Genomic DNA, 18117 nt, shown 5'->3' on the forward strand with positions numbered 1-18117 from the left:
TAACGACTCAGACCAGATTATACCTTGGCTATCTTAAATCAGCACCCGTACCCGCCGCGCATCTTTTGAACCTGCACATTTCAGGCCTTCATCCATAGTTGCTGAACGGCAGCCATGTCTTTTTTCATGGCATCAAAAATAACCTTCTGATCCACAGAAATTTTATACTCGCCTTTTTCAGCTCCCCCCAAAGGATATTCCAGGTGTAAGGAAGCAGGAGGGTTCAATCCATACCCTTTCAGGAGCTTAAAAAAGCTGTTGAAGTCAACCATGCCTTCTCCGATGGGTACATTCACGATTTGCCACTTGCCGTCTACTTTGCCCCATTTGAAATCTTTCAGCACTATCGTTTTGATATGATTCTTAAGCAGTTTGATACCATTCGGCCAGGATTTTCCACCCTCTGCCACAGCATGCCGAATGTCATACTGGGCACCGAAAAATTCAGGGTTTACGGTTTCCAGAATTTTTTTCACTTCCCACATAGAGGCCCCAATCAGAGTTCCGGAATGGTTTTGATAGCAGCCTACAATGTTGTGCATTTTGTTTAGATCGCCTAACTCCCGGACTTTCCCCCGATAATGATCCAGTGAATCCTCCAGCGACGAATCTTCCTTGTATTTGAACCAGTCGCTTCGATAGAATTTCACGCCCTCCGCAGCAGCTGTTTTAATGATATCCACATCCAATGGATTTGCCACATCAGATATAGCAGTAGTGATCATCTCACAGGACAGCCCTACTTTCCTGATCTCTTTGATGGCCTTAGGCAAATCACGTTTCACGTTTTCTGGCAGCACGTGTCCCTTCGGCCGGACCGTAAGATCCAAGCCCTTGAAGCCAATTTCTGCTGCTAGTTCGGCGGCCCTTCTATAATCTAAAAATTGCAGGTGCTTGGAAAAAACATGCATCTTTAATGGCGCATTATCCTGAAGAAAATGACCGGTTGCATGTGCATAAAAGGGAGCCAACATGCCAAGAGCTCCCATTTGTTTCATAAAGCTTCGTCTTGAATTGCTCATATGTCTTTTTGTTTTTTCCCTCCATCACCAAGGCGCGATGGCGTTACGGAGAAGAAGGTGCCCCGCAAATATGGAGTAGGTGCATTGCCCGGCCCTACAGACGAAATGTTCTTAATCAGGTTATGCTTAAGTTAAGCAACTTATGCTGATTTTCATATAGGTATACGATAAATCAAACTGCTGATTTTTTGAAAACCTTCCCCCATCCAACACCAAAAAACCGTGAGTAACTTTACGTGGGAACACGCAGTCCGTATCTAGGCGCCGTTCTTAAAAGGAGAGGAGACATTTGGCTGAAAGAGCCATAAGAACTGTAGTCTATACGTACCTGTTCGGCTCCGGGGTCAAGGTACGCATCCGGCAACTGGTATAATGCTCACAGTTCCTAAACCTCTCATTTTAGGGTCTGTAAGTATGCGGTAGACAGCTCTTTGTGTATAATTTATCTTAATTGAGCGATAGTTTATACCCTGTTCTTAATTGTTTTCTCAAATTGCATATAGCGCTATTTGGGAAAAAACAGGGACCAGGTAGAAGACATTATACCATTAAATATAAATACTAAAAAACTGTCAGATGAAAAAAATGACTAGCCTGATTCTCTCAGGTATATTGATGCTTTGCTTTTCTTGTTCTCAAACAGTACCCAAAAATGAAGAAATAACGGAAGCAGAACCGCTCCCAAAAGATGAGCGAATGGAATGGTGGCGAGATGCCAAGTTTGGGATGTTCATCCATTGGGGGGCGTATGCTGTGCCTGGTGGCGAAAGAAATGGCGAGATCTGCAAGGGAGGGGCTGAGTGGATCATGGATAAGCTGGACTACACGATCGAAGACTATGAAAAGGAAGTAGTAGCCAATTTTAATCCTACTCAGTTTGATGCAAAAAGATGGGTAGCCATGGCTAAAGACGCAGGAATGAAATACATTGTTCTCACGTCCAAGCATCATGATGGTTTTTGTCTGTGGGACTCAAAAGTGTCAGACTATGATATCATGGAAGCTTCCCCGTTCAAACGAGACATTGTTCGGGAGTTATCAGATGCTTGTAAAGAGGCAGGAATTAAGTTCGGTTTATACCACTCCATAGTGGATTGGCACCATCCCAACGCCCAGGCGCCCTTGTATCCTAACTACAATGCCGGACAGAAAGATTCTACGGCATTTAACCCGGATTTCCCGAAGTACTACGAAAACTACCTGAAGCCTCAGGTGAAAGAGCTTTTGACCAATTATGGAGATGTGGACGTGGTATGGTTTGACGGAGATTGGATCCCGGATTATACCACTGAAATGGGGAAAGACATGTACAGCATGATACTGGATATCCAACCTCAAACCATTGTTAACAACAGAGTGGACAAAGGTCGTAAGGGTATGGAAGGCATGGACAAAGAGGGAAATTTTGCAGGCGACTTTGGCACTCCTGAACAAGAAATACCTGCGACAGGTATAGCTTCTGATTGGGAGTCGTGCATGACCATGAACGGTTCCTGGGGGTATAAGCCATCAGACACTAACTGGAAGAGCAGCGAAACACTCATCGAGAACTTAGTAGATATCGTGTCGAAAGGGGGCAACTTTCTGTTAAATGTTGGCCCCGATCCGCAAGGATTATTCCCCCAAGAAAGTGTAGAGCGTCTTGCAGCCCTTGGTGACTGGACAGACACGAATGGTGAAGCGATATATGGTGCCAAGGCAAGCCCGTATGCCAGGCCGGATTGGGGCAGGTATACAAGCAAGGACGGTGTTATTTACGCACATGTGTTTGATTGGCCTAAGGATGGAAAACTGACCATCAACAGCGATATCAAGGCTAAGAAAATAACGCTTGTGGCTGATGCGGCACAAAACCTTAGTTACAACGGAGAAAAATCTCAAATCACGCTGCCTGGGCAAGCTCCAGATGCATACGTGTCCGTGGTCAAAATTGAATTGTAATTCTTTTAGCTAAATGCCTGGTGCTCTCAATAGGGCGCCGGGCTTTTTTTGTGTCGTGAAAAACAAGAAACCAATCAGGAGATTGTACAACTAACGAAAGGGAATGGCGCTGAGCATGAGACATTGGACAGGCTTAAAATTGGGATGGCTTCCGCTGGCCCTTTTGTTCGTAATCTCAGGTTGCCAGCAGCCGATAGAGTTATATGTGGTGGCCTCTGATGAACCTATTCCTGAAAACAGGACGGAGACAACCTTCACATCGATCAACGCGGCTCTTGACAAAGTCATGGAGCTGAGGAATGGAAAAACAGACGTGCCCGCTACGATAAACATCGCAGCAGGAGACTACTATCTGGATGCTCCCCTTCAGTTGGACAGCGAGCTGAGCAATCTTAAAATAATAGGACAGGGGCCGAGCAAGGTTAAAATCAAGGGCTCTGTCCCGTTGCAACTGGCTTGGTCGAAGACTGACAGCCAACTGCACGTGGCAGATGTGCCGCAAGGGCTTGATTTTGACCAGTTGGTTGTAGATGGAGTGCCGCAGATTTTGGCGAGATACCCCAACTATGATGAGTCGGCGCAATATTGGCAAGGGTATGCCGAGGATGCGATTTCCAAGGAACGCCTTGCCTCTTGGGCAAAACCGAGTGGGGCCTTTTTCCATGCCTTGCATCGTGGAAAGTGGGGAGGTTTTCATTGGAAGATCACCGGAGTGAAAGATGATGGAACCCCTATACTTGAAGGTGGCCATCAGAACAACCGTGGCTCCGCGCCACACGAGGAATACCGAATGGTAGAGAACGTGCTGGAGGAGTTGGATAGCCCCGGGGAGTGGTTTCTGGACAAAGAGGCAAACAAGCTATACCTCTGGCCTACGGCCGGAATCAACCTGCATAATGCAACAGTCGAGGTATCCCATCTCAAAAGTTTGATCGAGGTAAAAGGCACTTTGGATCAGCCTGTGAAAAATGTCCAAATTAGCGGAATAAAATTCGAGCACACCAGGCGCACCTTTATGGAGGAGTATGAGGCCCTGCTCAGAAGTGACTGGACGATTTACCGTGGTGGGGTTCTTTTCTACGAAGGCACTGAAAACTGCTCCGTTACGGACTGTGAATTCACAAACCTGGGTGGCAATGCCATCATGGTGAGTAAATACAACAGCGGGCTGAATATCTCAGGAAACCTTATCCATGACATTGGCGCCAGTGCCGTTTCTTTTGTTGGAGACCCGTCTGCCGTTCGTTCACCTTCCTTCAATTACGGGCAGTTCGTTGAGCTATCCGAGATGGATACGGTAAAAGGGCCACAGAACGAGCTTTATCCAAGAGCGTGTCTGGTGGAGAATAACCTCATTCACCGAATCGGGAGAATTGAAAAGCAATCAGCAGGAATTCAGATTTCTATGGCCATGCATATTACGGCAAGGCACAATTCGGTTTATGATGTGCCAAGGGCTGGCATCAACATAGGGGATGGAACCTGGGGAGGCCATGTGCTGGAGTACAATGACGTTTTCAACACCGTTTTGGAAACCAGTGACCATGGGTCTTTTAATGCATGGGGCCGCGATCGCTTCTGGCATCCAAAGCGCAAAGTCATGGATAGCATCACAACAGCATACCCTGATTTGTATGCGTTGGACGCCATCCACACAACGGTAATCAGAAACAACCGCTTTCGCTGTGATCATGGGTGGGATATCGACCTAGATGATGGGTCATCTAACTACCATATTTACAATAACTTGTGTTTGAGCAGCGGCATTAAACTAAGGGAGGGTTTTGCGCGGGTAGTGGAAAACAACATTCTGGTCAACAACTCTTTACACCCGCATGTGTGGTTTGCCAATAGCCGGGATGTTTTCAGGCACAACATCGTAGGAGATGCTTATCAGGATGTCGGCCTCCTGGGTTGGGGCAAGGAGCTGGATTACAATTTTTTCCCGACGGAGGAAGCGATGCTAAAGTCGCAGGTGTACGACAGAGACATGCACAGTGCATTTGGAGATCCTTTGTTCAAAGATGCGGGTGCGTTAGACTTTTCGGTAGCCGATAACTCGCCTGCACTTGAGATCGGTTTTGAAAATTTTCCGATGGATAGCTTTGGGGTACAAAAGCCAGAGCTCAGGAAAATAGCCAAGACCCCAGAAGTACCCACCACAAAGAAGATAAATGATTCAGAAACCAGCCCTGAAGTTGCGTGGCTCCGAAACCGACTGAAAAGTGTGGTATCAGAGCAGGAACAATCTGCGTATGGTCTCAACTCGGCGGAAGGAGTTATTGTGCTGAGCATCTGGAAACCAAGTCCGGCAGCTCAGGGGAATGGAATCCGAAAAGGGGATGTGATCCTGGAGGTGGAAGGTGAAAAAATCAAAAACACCATCGACTTCCTAAACGAGACGAAAAAGCATCAGGAAAGCGGTCAGATGGGTGTGGTCGTAATGAGGGATCAAAAAGAAGCTCCCTTGCAAGTGCAGTTAAAATAGACCCAAGGGATGAAGTCAGTGACCCAATCTAATGTTTCCTGACAGCGTCGCTATCCATACCCCCACTAGTGTTCGGCTAACCCTCGGATCCCAGTTTGTTGGTTAAGCACTCAGGCAGAAGTGAAATTTTTAAAAAATGAAAAAGGAATGTGCGGCAGCTATGTGGAAAGGCCTTCTTGCTGATAGAGGTTCTGTAGAAAGTCGGCAACCACTGCTCCTGATTGAAACCTGTCATGAATGCCCAGATATAAAAGAAAGGTGAAAAGATCCATTGCACTTTCTTTTGAAAGCTTTGCTTGTTTTGTCTCGATGCATCATCAATATCTGGATAGCAAAGAGTACGCGGATCTGCTCTGCAGGTCATGCTTATCTCTCCGGAATTATAATTATATATGTGTATCAGGTTCACTGGTGTGAAGCGCAAGAACCCTAAAATCCATACAATAGATTCACCAAAGCGCTTTTATCTCCTTCATATAGGCACTTAGAGTCATGATTTATATTTTATGAAGTATGAGTCATACCATACTTTTTATTTTTATCCGATTATTGTATAGACATCGCAGTAACACGCAGGCAAAATATCTCTTCAATCAGGTGTATTGTGTTTTTCCTATTTGCGGGAGATGATATGCAATCGACAAAGAACTGTGACGGATAAACCGTAAGCGTGAAAAGGATGGAGGGGAATGGGCTTTTATGGGAACAGATTTGAATCAGGACTAAAGCAGCACGTATGAAAAGGAGCACTTTACTACTATTAATTATCGGACTAATTGGATGGAGTTGTCAGCAAGAGCAAAATGACGATTTTGACATTGACAAGCAATTGGATTATTGTGTGTCTCAAGCCAAAAAAACACTGCAGCAAATCCCCGATGACACGGCTTCTATACCCAGAAACATACTTGACGGGTCAGACCAATGGACATTTGTGAAATACCGCGATTGGACGAGCGGCTTTTGGCCAGGTACATTATGGTATCTGTATGAGTATTCAGGGGATGAAAACTTGAAAACGTCTGCCGATTGGTATACGCAGTACCTGCAACCACTTACAGTAGAGCCGGCAAGCGACCATGATTTGGGCTTTCAGATTTTTTGCAGTGCCGGGAATGGCTATCGGATAACGGGCAACCCGCAGTATAAAGAAATGATTCTGAGGGCCTCAGACACGCTAGCCACCCTATATAACCCCGTTGTGGGCACCATCCATTCTTGGCCAGGTAAAACCGAATTCCCGCATAACACGATCATCGATAATATGATCAACCTTGAAATGTTGTCTTGGGCATCGAAAAACGGTGGAGCCCCTGATCACATGCAAATTGCAATCAACCACGCTGATAAAACATTCGAAAATCACTTTCAGGATGATTATTCTGCCTACCATGTGATAATCTATGACACGATTACAGGTGACAAGATAAAAGGGATTACCCATCAGGGGTATGCGGATGAAACCATGTGGGCCAGAGGCCAGGCTTGGGCCATATATGGCTTCACCATGATGTATCGTGAGACTAGAAAGCCTGAATATCTCGACTTAGCCAACAACGCCGCTCAGGTTTACCTGGATCGGTTGCCAGAAGATCTGATTCCATACTGGGATTTTGATGTGCCGGGTATACCTGATGTGCCAAGAGACGCTTCTGCCGCAGCGATTGTCGCTTCTGCTTTACTGGAGTTGTCTCAATACGTGGCAGACGACGCTAACCTATCTGAAAAGTATATGGATAACGCCACGGGTATGCTGGTAGAGTTGTCGGAGAATTACCAAAGCGGGGAAAGCAACTCAGCTTTTCTTCAGCATGCCACAGGGCATCACCCTCAAGGTTCGGAGATAGACGCATCTATAAACTATGCTGATTATTACTATGTGGAAGCATTGCTCAGACTAAAAAGACTGAAACAGGGAGAACCTTTAATCAATACGGTTTTGGCTCAAAAATAAGTGCCATGTATAAGGCAAGCCTTCTGGCAAAACATTATTTATAGATTCTGATGAATAAAAGACTAGTATACTATTCCATCGTGGTGGCGATGGCAGGATTTCTTTTTGGGTTCGACACGGTCGTGATTTCAGGAGCCAACTTGCCAATCAAAGCGCTCTGGAATACGTCCGAATGGTTCCATGGCACTTTTATTATGTCCATGGCCTTATGGGGCACTGTCGTCGGGGCGTTGCTGGCCGGCTATCCTACCGATAAGTTTGGCAGAAAGAACACGCTTATTGGCATAGGCATTTTATACTTTGTTTCGGCCTTGGGCTCGGGATTGGCTACCGACCCTTACCTGTTTTCCTTCTTCAGGTTTATCGGTGGTTTAGGTGTAGGCATATCCTCCATCACTGCGCCCACTTATATCTCCGAAATTTCATCCGCGAACAACAGAGGAAAATTGGGAGCGCTCTATCAGTTTAATATTGTGTTTGGGATACTCGTTGCCTTCGTTTCCAACTATCTGCTGGAAGGTGTGGGCGGGGAAAACGACTGGCGATGGATGCTGGGGATTGAAGCTTTGCCGGCTATGATCTACACACTGCTTATGCTGGGGGTACCCGAGAGCCCGAGGTGGTTGGTGTTACATAAAAATGACTACGCGGCTGGTTTAAAGGTGCTTAAAAAGACTTTTTCTTTAGGCGAAGCAGAAAATATAATTCGTGACATCAATGCAGACTATCAATCTTCAAAAGGCGATGTTTCAAGTGTTTTTTCTAAAAAGTATTCTATACCGCTGTTGCTGGCTTTTCTTATTGCCTTTTTTAATCAGCTGTCCGGTATAAACTTCATTCTCTATTACGCGCCTGAGATTTTGGAAAAAGCAGGTTTTGGAACATCAGACTCCCTGCTTAGTTCCATTGGCATCGGTATGGTTAATTTAGTTTTCACCATTGCAGGCATGTATCTTATTGACAAAGCCGGAAGAAAGCAGTTGCTGTATATCGGCTCGTTTGGGTATATCATCTCCCTGCTGATGGTCTCCTACGGTTTCTACATAAATGCAGCGGCAAGCTTCAAGCTTTATTTCATACTGTTGTTTATCGCCTCTCACGCCATTGGGCAAGGGGCCGTAATATGGGTTTTCATTTCTGAGATTTTCCCAAACCGGGTACGGGCTTTTGGGCAGGCTTGGGGAAGTGGCATACACTGGGTCTTCGCCGCCCTGATCACGCTGTTCGGATCTGTTTTAATGAATTCATTTGAGCCTTGGATGGTGTTTGCCTTTTTTGGCGGGTTAATGGTCCTGCAGTTATTATTCGTTCATTTTCTTATGCCAGAAACCAAGGGAAAATCACTGGAGCAACTGGAAAAAGAACTCATCAAAGAACCTGTCAGCCTCCCTGAAGACAGCGCTGTTTTGAAATAGAGAAATACCACTACAGTTCTAGAATTGGGGAGCCTACTTATACGTAGAAGCGATTTTTATTTTTTATAATCAAAGGAAACATGAGTTTTTTCAACCACACCAAAAATGCCCTAGTTCTTGCCGCTGCCTGTTTCGTGCTGCAAGCTTGTTCAGGCACTACTGCATCCGACACTGTCAGTAACACTACAGCGAGTCCGAGTGAAATTGAGGTAGCAGGAATATTAGCATACACCCAAGCGCAGGTGAACAAGTCCTTAGCGGAAATACCGGCTTACGACAGTATTCCGAGAAACATTTCTCCCGGCCAAAAGCAGTGGAACTATGTGACCATCAACGACTGGACCAGTGGTTTCTGGCCTGGCATACTTTGGTATAGCTACGAGAGTAGCGGAGATGAGCAAATCAAGGAGAAAGCCATCGCCTTTACAGAAGCGCTAAAGCCAATCCTGGTGCAAAACAAGTGGGACCACGACCTTGGTTTTATGTACTACTGCAGCTATGGCAATGGCTACCGTATCACAAAAAACCCCGCTTATAAGGAAGTGCTGCTGGCAGCTGCCGATTCGCTCGTGACGCTCTACAACCCGAAAGTAGGCACTATACTGTCGTGGCCGGGTATGGTAGAGAAAATGAACTGGCCGCACAACACCATTGCCGACAATATGATGAACCTGGAGCTTCTGTTCTGGGCAGCTAAAAACGGCAGAAAAGACTGTTACGACATGGCCGTGAGCCACGCCGAAGTTACCATGAAAAACCAAATCCGCCCCGACAATTCCATGTACCACGTGGCGGTGTATGATGACAAGGGCGGTCAGTTCATCAAAGGGGTTACGCATCAGGGCTATGCTGATAATTCGATGTGGGCAAGAGGGCAGTCGTGGGGAATCTATGGCTTTACCATGTGCTATCGGGAAACTGGTAAAGAAGAGTTCCTGGAAACAGCACAGCATTTGGCTGATAAGTTTATAGAGCGACTGCCGGCAGACATGGTGCCTTACTGGGATTATGATGCGCCTAATATACCGGATGAGCCAAAAGACGCCTCTGCCGCGGCCATAACCGCCTCGGCCCTGCTTGAGCTTTCCACTATGGGGGATAATCAGGAGCTGCAGGACAAGTACAGAACGACTGCCGAAAGAATAATTGCGTCTCTTTCTTCGGATAGATATTTAAGCAAAGATCAGAACAATGCTTTCCTGCTGCACTCTACCGGCCACTGGCCGAACAAATCAGAATTGGATGTGCCTATTGTCTACAGCGACTATTATTTCATAGAAGCCCTGATGCGCCTGAAAAGACTGAATGCCGGAGAGAAAGTAGCCACCCTCTGAGTATACCTTTGAAGTGGTATGGCTGCTGGGCAAGATGACGTGGCCCCAGCCATTTGAAAGGCTAATGAAAAAACGCTAAACTTAGGTTAAAGTAGAACTTATAAAACTTCACGTACATGACTTGTTCTTTCGATAGAAGTAAAATAATGTGGGCAGGTTTGTTTCTTGCTGTGTCACTGTCTTCCTGCCAGCAGGAGGAGAGCAATACAAAATCGTTTACTGTCAAGAACAACCTCAACCTGGACCGCACTTCGGAAACGGTCAGTATTCCGGCAGCCAAGGTAGCGCAACTGGTGCAGGAGTTTGGAGCAGAAAACCTATTGCTCCGCGATGCTGCAACCGACAGCCTGCTTGTGATACAGCCGATCGATAATGACTTGGATGGAGCCATCGACGAGATACTCTTTCAGACAGACATCAAAGGGAATGCCGAGAAAGAATTCACGATTACGGGAGCAAAAGACGGTGCAGCACAGCAACCTGAAAGTGAATTCACGACTTACTCCCGCTTCGTGCCGGAGCGCACCGACGACTATACCTGGGAGAATGAGCGGGTAGCCTTCCGGACGTACGGGCCGGTGGCGCAGAAAATGGTAGAAGAGAACACAGCGGGAGGGACGCTTACCAGCGGTATGGATGCCTGGTTTAAGCGTGTGCCCTACTCCATCATCAACGACTGGTATAAAAAAAACGAAGCAGAAGCAGGGTATTACCACATCGACCATGGCGAGGGGTACGACCCTTACCACGTGGGCTCCAGCCGGGGAATCGGCGGCATAGGTGTTTGGGAGAACGACACGCTTTATACCTCAAAAAACTTCACTGGCTATACCACCATTGCCGAGGGGCCTATACGCACGTTGTTTGAGCTGAGGTATGCTCCGTGGCAGGCCAATGGGCGCACGATCAACGAGACAAAGCGCATCAGCCTGGATATGGGCAGCAACCTGACCCGTTTCGAGAGTGCGTTGCAAAGCAGCGGTCCGGTTCCAAACTACACGATCGGCATCACCCTGCACGAGAAGGAAGGCGATGTAAAGGCAAACAAACAGGATGGCTGGTTCCGGTATTGGGAACCCATTGACGACTCCTTCCTGGGCACGGGCATCGTGCTGTCACCTGCCAGGGTATATGACTCCAAAGATCATCGGGTAGAGGCAAAAGACCACAGCCACCTCTACGTCATCACAAAGCCTGACACTGATACATTGACTTACTACGCGGGGTTTGGCTGGGAAAAAAGCGGGCAATTTAAGTCTCAGCAGGACTGGGATGCCTATCTGGCCGACTTCGCCAAACGCTTGGCTTCTCCCCTGGAAGTGAAGTTTTAAAGTTAGAGAAACAGATAAAGTATTAAAGTATAGAGAGATGAAAACTTTTGATAGCAGCAGGAATTTGTGGGGTATAGATATGGGCGGCACAAAGATGGAAGGCGTGATCCTGAAGTCGGCCCAGGAACCAAAGGTAATATTCAGAGACAGAGTCCCGACAGAGGCAGACCAGGGATATGAGCATATTATGAACCAAGTCAATAAGTTGGTTGATAAGATGGAAAATGCTGCAAGGTATAAACCAGGCCATATGGGTATAGGCACGCCGGGCATTTATGTCCCTAAGCTAAAAATAATTAAAAACTGCAATGCCACTGCACTTAACGGGCAACCCTTAAAGGATGATCTGGAAAAGCTGTTGGGTATAAAGCTGCATTTTGCCAATGATGCCAACTGTTTTGCACTCGCAGAGACGCAGCTGGGTGTGGTAAAGCAAAAGTTTCCGGATGCAAAAATTGTGTTTGGAGTTATACTTGGTACTGGCGTAGGCGGTGGCGTAGTGGTTAATGGAGAAGTGCTAAACGGACGACACGGCATTGGCGGGGAGTGGGGGCACAATTATCTGCCTGGGTATGAAGGTGAGCTTTGCTTTTGTGGCAAAACAGGGTGTAATGAAAGTGTATTGGCCGGCCCAGCGTTGGAACGCTACTACGCAAAGCAGACAGGAGTGAAACGCTCTATGAAAGATATTGTGGCCTTGGCAGATGCCGGTGTAGATGAAGCCGCACAAAAAACGCTAGACAGGCTTATAGAAGGATTTGCACTAGCTATCAGTGTGATTATCAACACACTGGACCCTGATGTGATTGTGATTGGCGGAGGGCTAGGCAATATTGATAGGGTTTATAGAGAGAGTGTGGCCTTAATAATCAAACATGTGCTGGATAATACTTTTGAGGCTCCTGTGGTAAAACCCTTACTCGGCGACAGTGCAGGCGTGTTTGGGGCTGCTTTTCTAGCTGCGGCTGCATCTGCTGATGAAACAGTAACCAAAGTGGCCCTAGAGGTAGAAAATGTAGTCGTACTGCCAGGGTAGGCTAAAGGCTGGTCATGGCCAGATAAACCGTGCTCTACCCGGTAGTCCTGTTTTTTCATAGTCTTTGCTCAAGCGCCTTGCGTGGAGTATCCAAGCAAAGTCTCTCTCGACAATCCATCTTCTGGGATCCTATTTCAGGGGACGGAACATCTGCTCACCTCCCTTCTCTTTGATAATGATAGGAAAGGTTGCCTTGCTATTTTGACTATACATCCTTTTCATTTCGACTATATACAGCATGAAATGTATTCTTGAATTAACGTGAACTTGTCGATTTTTCAGGAGTGCAAATTCGGATACCCAAGCATATTGTTTTTACAACAAAATGAAAATAAAGCGTTTACAGGAAGAGGCTAAATCGCTTACTTTCTGTCGGTAGCGATACCAAATTATTAAAAGCCTGCAAATCAAGTGTTTGTAGGCTTTTTTTCTTTCCGGTCGACACTGAATCATTCACTTCTTCGCATAATAGATGTGCGTAATCTGGTGAGTTCGATTGAGGATATAATTTACTCACCAGATTTCACATAACAAGTTGATTTACAGTATGTAAATCAACTGTGCATCTTGACGATGAGTGTTTGTAAAGCTGCATTTGTTTAACTTTTAAAGTCACTGCTAAGTGTATTAAGATCAGCCTTTTCTTTTTCCTCAAAAAACAAATGAATTACCGCCTGGGCTCTCTCTACCTGCACTCCCCACACAAATACCTCTTCCAAGTCTCTGAACGCTTTCCTGGATTGCCTTCAGCCGAAGGTATACGGGGCGCACAGTATGCCTGCCTAAGAAAAAGCCTCCACTAAGCTGTTGCAATTCCAGATTGATGTTAATTCTCTTTTTGATGAGCGAAAGGGCTTTTATCTTCCTATATCTGCTTTATTCCAGGGCAACAGATCCTTCTGCGACAGTATCTTTATCGTTCATAACAGTGGGTATAGGTACAGTTGAGAAGCCAGGGGAATAGGTGTGGTTTTCCAAATCATGGTGCTAGATTCTCCTGGTAGTTGTGCAGTGGGGAAAATAAGAAACAAAAGGGGGGTAATTCTTATTCTGGGCATGGGTTGTTTCATATTAAAACAGATACTTGTATGTTGAGCATCCAAGGAAGGTGGTCTAAATTAGTCCATCATCTTTCAAAGGGGTGCAAAATGACATGGGTTGAATCTATCCTCTTATAATAGAGTTGTTTAAATATATCATGGTCAAGTCGGAGGATGCCAGCTATTGTTTGATATGCATGTTTGCAATAAAAGACGAAACACGGTGAAAGCCAAGGCAGCTAGAGATTTGGCGAGGGAATAGACTGTGCATTTATTATTCATGAAGTTTAAAGCTAGTAGCATGCGTACAATACTGAGTTACCTTGCCACAACATGTTGCCTAATGCTACTAACGGTCTGTGCTGTCTATTCAGGCAGTAGAGTCGGTCACTGGGACGACTATAAAATCAGTTACCTGGGTATTGAGAAAGGGTTGTCCAACAACGCTGTTACGTCCATTTACCAGGATACGAGAGGGTTTATGTGGATAGGCACCTACGACGGCCTCAACAGGTATAACGGGTATGATTTTCAAGTCTTCAGAAACCAGCCCAGCGACTCATCAACGTTGATCAATAACCGGATTGTTAGCATTTATGGCGATGAAAAGCAGATTTGGGTAGGTACCAAAAAGGGGGTAAGCGTCTACAATTACCTGACGGGAAAATTTGAAAGCAGGTATTGCAATAATCCTGAGTTAGGTAAAATAGAGCTGATTGATGTTGCGATTAACAAGATCAAGGGGTATAAAGGGCGTACCTACATAGCCACTGGCGGTAGAGGGCTTATGTACCAGGAGGGGGATAATAGTATTTGCCGCAAAATACCCCTAAATGTTCGGGGCGAACTCATCTGGAATTTCCATGCCCAGGATGTAGTGTTTGACACAATGGGCAGGATGTGGGTTTTTATCCAGGGGCAGGGCATTGCCATGGCAGAACCCGGTGAACAGGAACTGCACACCGTTTTCTCGGGTATAAAAAGTGGCAGCTGCATGGTGTTTGATGGTGCTGCCAACCTATGGGTGGGGCTGGATAACGGTATCTTGCGCTACAACATCAGAGACAATACTGACTATGTCTATTCACAACAGGTTATCAGGCACAAAATAGCAGACTTGTTGTATCTCAAGGATAAAAATGAGCTCTGGATTGCTACCGATGGAAACGGCATGGTACAGTATGATATGCAGGCGGAAAGCTTCACGCCTTTGAATGAAGGCGCTGGAAACAGTAACCTTACCAGCAATGCGGTCTATGCGCTTTACCAGGACAATGGGGGACGCAAGTGGGTGGGCACGCTCAGAGGTGGGGTCAACATTCTGGAGGATGACAATCTTGCTTTCAGAACAATATCCAGGAACAGGGCTCTGGCAAACACGCTTCCCAGTAATTTCGTGCTTTCTTTTTGTGAGCAGGATCCAGATAACATCCTGATTGGGACGGACGGGAAAGGCTTAAGCCTATGGAACCGTAGCAGGAACACATTCACTAATTATGCCCATGATTCTCAGGACCCGCTCTCGTTACCGGATAACTTTGTAACTACCCTTATAAAGGGAAAAAAGGGATTTTGGGTTGGTACTTATCGTGGAGGGGTAAGTTTATTCGATGAAAAGACAGGGCGTTTTAAAAAATATTCTCTGTTTAACGAAAAATTTAAATCTGAGCAGGAAAGTATCTGGGTGCTGTTTAAAGATGCGAAGGAGCAGCTATGGGCAGCCACATCAGACGGCGAAGGGTTATACAAGTATAATCCGCAGGAGGATAAATTTAACTTTGTGTATGCCGGAATCAGTGGTATCCTAACACTGGCTCAGGATCAAGCGGGGAATCTATGGGCGGGTACCTTTGGCCAGTTAATAAAACTCGACTTAAATAAGATGAACCACGAGGTGTTTGATATAGGCTATCCGGTCAGGGCGATAACCGCTGTGTCGGCCAATCGGATGTTGCTGGGTACAGAGGGGGGCGGATTGTATAAGTTTAACCCTAAAACCGGACAGAGAGATGTATTAACCGAGGCCGATGGTTTACCGAACAACTCCGTGCTGAATATTTTGCGTGACAATGCGGGCATGTACTGGCTGAGTACCTATAACGGCGTCTCAAAGTTTGATCTGAAGTCAGGCAAAATGGTGAATTATTTTGATGAGGACGGTTTACAGAGTAACCAGTTTAGTTACAACGCGGCGCTTAAGCTATCTAGTGGTGAGCTGCTTATGGGCGGTATCATCGGCTTTACTGTCATAAACCCAACTGTTGCCATACCGGCACGCCAGTTTCCAGAGTTACGTATAACGGGGGTCAATGTCAATAATGTTCCTTTAGAGGATGAAGGAAAAACAGCCTTTGCCATAGATAAGCTGGAACTCCCCTACGATAAGTCGATGCTGTCGATCGAGTTTGTTGCGCTGGAGTACTCTATGCCCGATAAAATCTCCTATGCCTATTTCCTGGATGGATGGGACAGGGAATGGCAGGATATAGGAAACGCCCGGGTAGCGAACTACTCGAAGTTAGCTGATGGCGACTATGTGCTGAATATAAAATCCACGAATGCCGACGGCACCTGGAATCCGCAGATCATATCGTTACCTATCACCATTCATGCGCCTTGGTATAGAACCTGGCCAGCCTATCTGTTATACTTCCTTTTAGGGTCGGGGCTGTTTGCCGCGTTGGTCATGTATCAGCGGAAGCAGGCAAGGCTGAAGTATGAAATCCGCTTGTCAAAGGATCTGGCCAGGCAGGAAAAGGAGCTTCACGAGAAGAAACTGACCTTCTTCACCAATATCTCCCATGAGTTCCGCTCTCCGTTAACAATGATCATCAACCCCTTAAAGGAAATGCTGTATGGCCAGAAACAGGAGTTTAACCCGGGAGGGCTGGAAGTTGTTTACCGGAATTCGCGCCGTTTGCTGAGCCTTGTGGATCAGCTGCTGCTTTTCCGCAAGACGGAAAGTGAAACAGGCGAGCTAAAAGTAGTGCGTGTGGAGGCTGTTAACATGTTAAAAGAAGTTTACGCCTGCTTTGTGCACCATGCCAAATCCAAAAATATAGATTACGTGTTTCAGACGAATGCGGAAGAAGTGCTAATCTACGCCGACAAGCAAAAAATCGAGCTGGCGGTGTTTAACCTCATCTCCAACGCCCTAAAATTTACTCCGCAAAACGAAGGCAAAGTAGTCCTAAAACTGAGCTCCACGCCATTAGAACTTGCCATAACCGTTTCCGACAATGGCGTAGGCATTGCAGACGCTGAAAAAGGAAAAGTATTCAACATGTTTTTCCAATCCGCCAAAAATACCAGTAGCAATAGCAAAGGCTTTGGAATAGGGCTTTACCTGGTACGGCAGCTTGTGCAGCAGCATTTCGGCGAGGTTACTTGTGCCGATAATGATCTTGGCGGAACAACCTTTACGATCAATCTTAAAAAAGGAAAGGCACACTTCAAAGATGAGCTCATCCGGGAGGATGTGGAGGAACATGCGCTGTACCTGGATGAACTGGTGGGTGAAAAGGAACTAGTGGAAGAGCAGCCCGTGGAGAAGGTGCCCGTGCAGGAAGTGATGGAAGAGATTGTTCAGAAAGACAAGACTATCTGTGTGATTGACGATAATCCGCAGATCCGGCAATATGTCTCCAGCATTCTTTCTGATACGTACCGGGTAACTGAGGCAAAAAGCGCTGAGGAAGGCATAGCCCTTATCAGGCAGCGACAGCCTGATCTGATTATTTCCGATGTGGTGATGGGAGAGATGAACGGAATAGAGCTGTGCAAGCTAATTAAAAACGACAGAGACCTGCGGCATATCCCGGTTATTCTGCTTACAGCCAGCGGCTCAGAAGAAATAAAACTGACAGGCATCGAAGTGGGGGCCGACGATTACATTACAAAACCATTCGATAAGGACTATTTGAAGGCAAGGATCAAAGGTATCCTCAAAAGGCAGGAGACGGTGCAGAATCATCTGTTGAATGTGGTTACTCAAAATCCGGCCAACCAAAAATTATCAGACCTGGAAAAAGAGTTTTTAAATAATCTGGTGAAGATAACTGAACTCAACATGGAAGATGGTTGCAATATGAAGTCCCTGGCCGAGAAGGTGGGTATGAGCCATTCAGCCATGTATAAAAAAATAAAGCAGATTACCGGAAAATCGGTTAACGAATTTGTGCGCGCTGTCCGCCTAAGGAAGGTTGCAAACCTGCTGATAACGTCCGGCGTGCAGGTTGGTGAAGCAGCAACGATGTGCGGTTTTAAAGACCTAAAGTATTTCAGAACGCAGTTTCAGCAACAGTATGAGATGAATCCTTCTGAATTTCAGAAAAAGTATAAGCATGCATTACAGGATAAGCAATATGTGCTGAACAAAAGCTTTTGGAAGACATCTGAGTCTTAAACTTTTCCAATCTGCGCCTTGATTGGCATGAGCTTATTGAAATCAGAAAACAACCGGTTCGAAATACAGGAGGTATGACTAAACCGGTTGTTTTCTGATTTCGACCATACCCCTTAGAGCATGTTTAAATTTCATTTTTGGAAGCGAAAAA

Annotated in this window: 9 protein-coding genes; 8 read left to right on the plus strand and 1 reads right to left on the minus strand. The window is 46.1% G+C overall.

All coding sequences use genetic code 11. The features are described 5' to 3' along the window. Nucleotides 1-80: 80 nt before the first annotated feature. Nucleotides 81-1022: a sugar phosphate isomerase/epimerase family protein gene (locus MKJ04_RS05495; RefSeq protein WP_241640042.1), complete on the minus strand. Its 942-nt coding sequence runs from the start codon at nucleotides 1020-1022 to the stop codon at nucleotides 81-83. A 576-nt stretch (nucleotides 1023-1598) separates the two neighbouring features. On the opposite strand from MKJ04_RS05495, the gene MKJ04_RS05500 reads away from it, so the two are divergent. The 8 genes from MKJ04_RS05500 (at nucleotide 1599) to MKJ04_RS05535 (ending at nucleotide 17966) form a co-directional block, all read left to right on the plus strand. After that, the gene (locus MKJ04_RS05500; RefSeq protein ID WP_241640044.1) at nucleotides 1599-2963 is read left to right on the plus strand and encodes an alpha-L-fucosidase; all 1365 of its coding nucleotides are present in this window, start codon (nucleotides 1599-1601) and stop codon (nucleotides 2961-2963) included. Nucleotides 2964-3066: 103 nt separating this feature from the next. Then, the gene (locus tag MKJ04_RS05505) at nucleotides 3067-5451 is read left to right on the plus strand and encodes a PDZ domain-containing protein (protein ID WP_241640046.1); all 2385 of its coding nucleotides are present in this window, start codon (nucleotides 3067-3069) and stop codon (nucleotides 5449-5451) included. Between the two features lie 736 nt (nucleotides 5452-6187). Beyond that, complete coding sequence (locus MKJ04_RS05510) at nucleotides 6188-7405, plus strand: glycoside hydrolase family 88 protein (protein ID WP_241640048.1); 1218 nt, start codon at nucleotides 6188-6190, stop codon at nucleotides 7403-7405. 50 nt (nucleotides 7406-7455) lie between these two features. Then, nucleotides 7456-8820 (plus strand): sugar porter family MFS transporter, encoded by a 1365-nt coding sequence (locus tag MKJ04_RS05515; protein ID WP_241640050.1) that lies wholly within the window; start codon nucleotides 7456-7458, stop codon nucleotides 8818-8820. Between the two features lie 242 nt (nucleotides 8821-9062). After that, nucleotides 9063-10154: a glycoside hydrolase family 88 protein gene (locus MKJ04_RS05520; RefSeq protein WP_241640052.1), complete on the plus strand. Its 1092-nt coding sequence runs from the start codon at nucleotides 9063-9065 to the stop codon at nucleotides 10152-10154. A gap of 170 nt (nucleotides 10155-10324) precedes the next feature. After that, complete coding sequence (locus tag MKJ04_RS05525) at nucleotides 10325-11485, plus strand: DUF4861 family protein (RefSeq protein ID WP_241640054.1); 1161 nt, start codon at nucleotides 10325-10327, stop codon at nucleotides 11483-11485. A 37-nt stretch (nucleotides 11486-11522) separates the two neighbouring features. After that, entirely contained in the window at nucleotides 11523-12521 is a 999-nt protein-coding gene (locus tag MKJ04_RS05530) for an ROK family protein (RefSeq protein WP_241640056.1), read from the plus strand. Between the two features lie 1383 nt (nucleotides 12522-13904). Further along, complete coding sequence (locus tag MKJ04_RS05535) at nucleotides 13905-17966, plus strand: two-component regulator propeller domain-containing protein (protein WP_241640058.1); 4062 nt, start codon at nucleotides 13905-13907, stop codon at nucleotides 17964-17966. Nucleotides 17967-18117 lie beyond the last annotated feature (151 nt).

It is taken from the genome of Pontibacter sp. E15-1, assembly GCF_022601975.1.
In the GTDB taxonomy this organism is placed as follows: Bacteria; Bacteroidota; Bacteroidia; order Cytophagales; family Hymenobacteraceae; genus Pontibacter.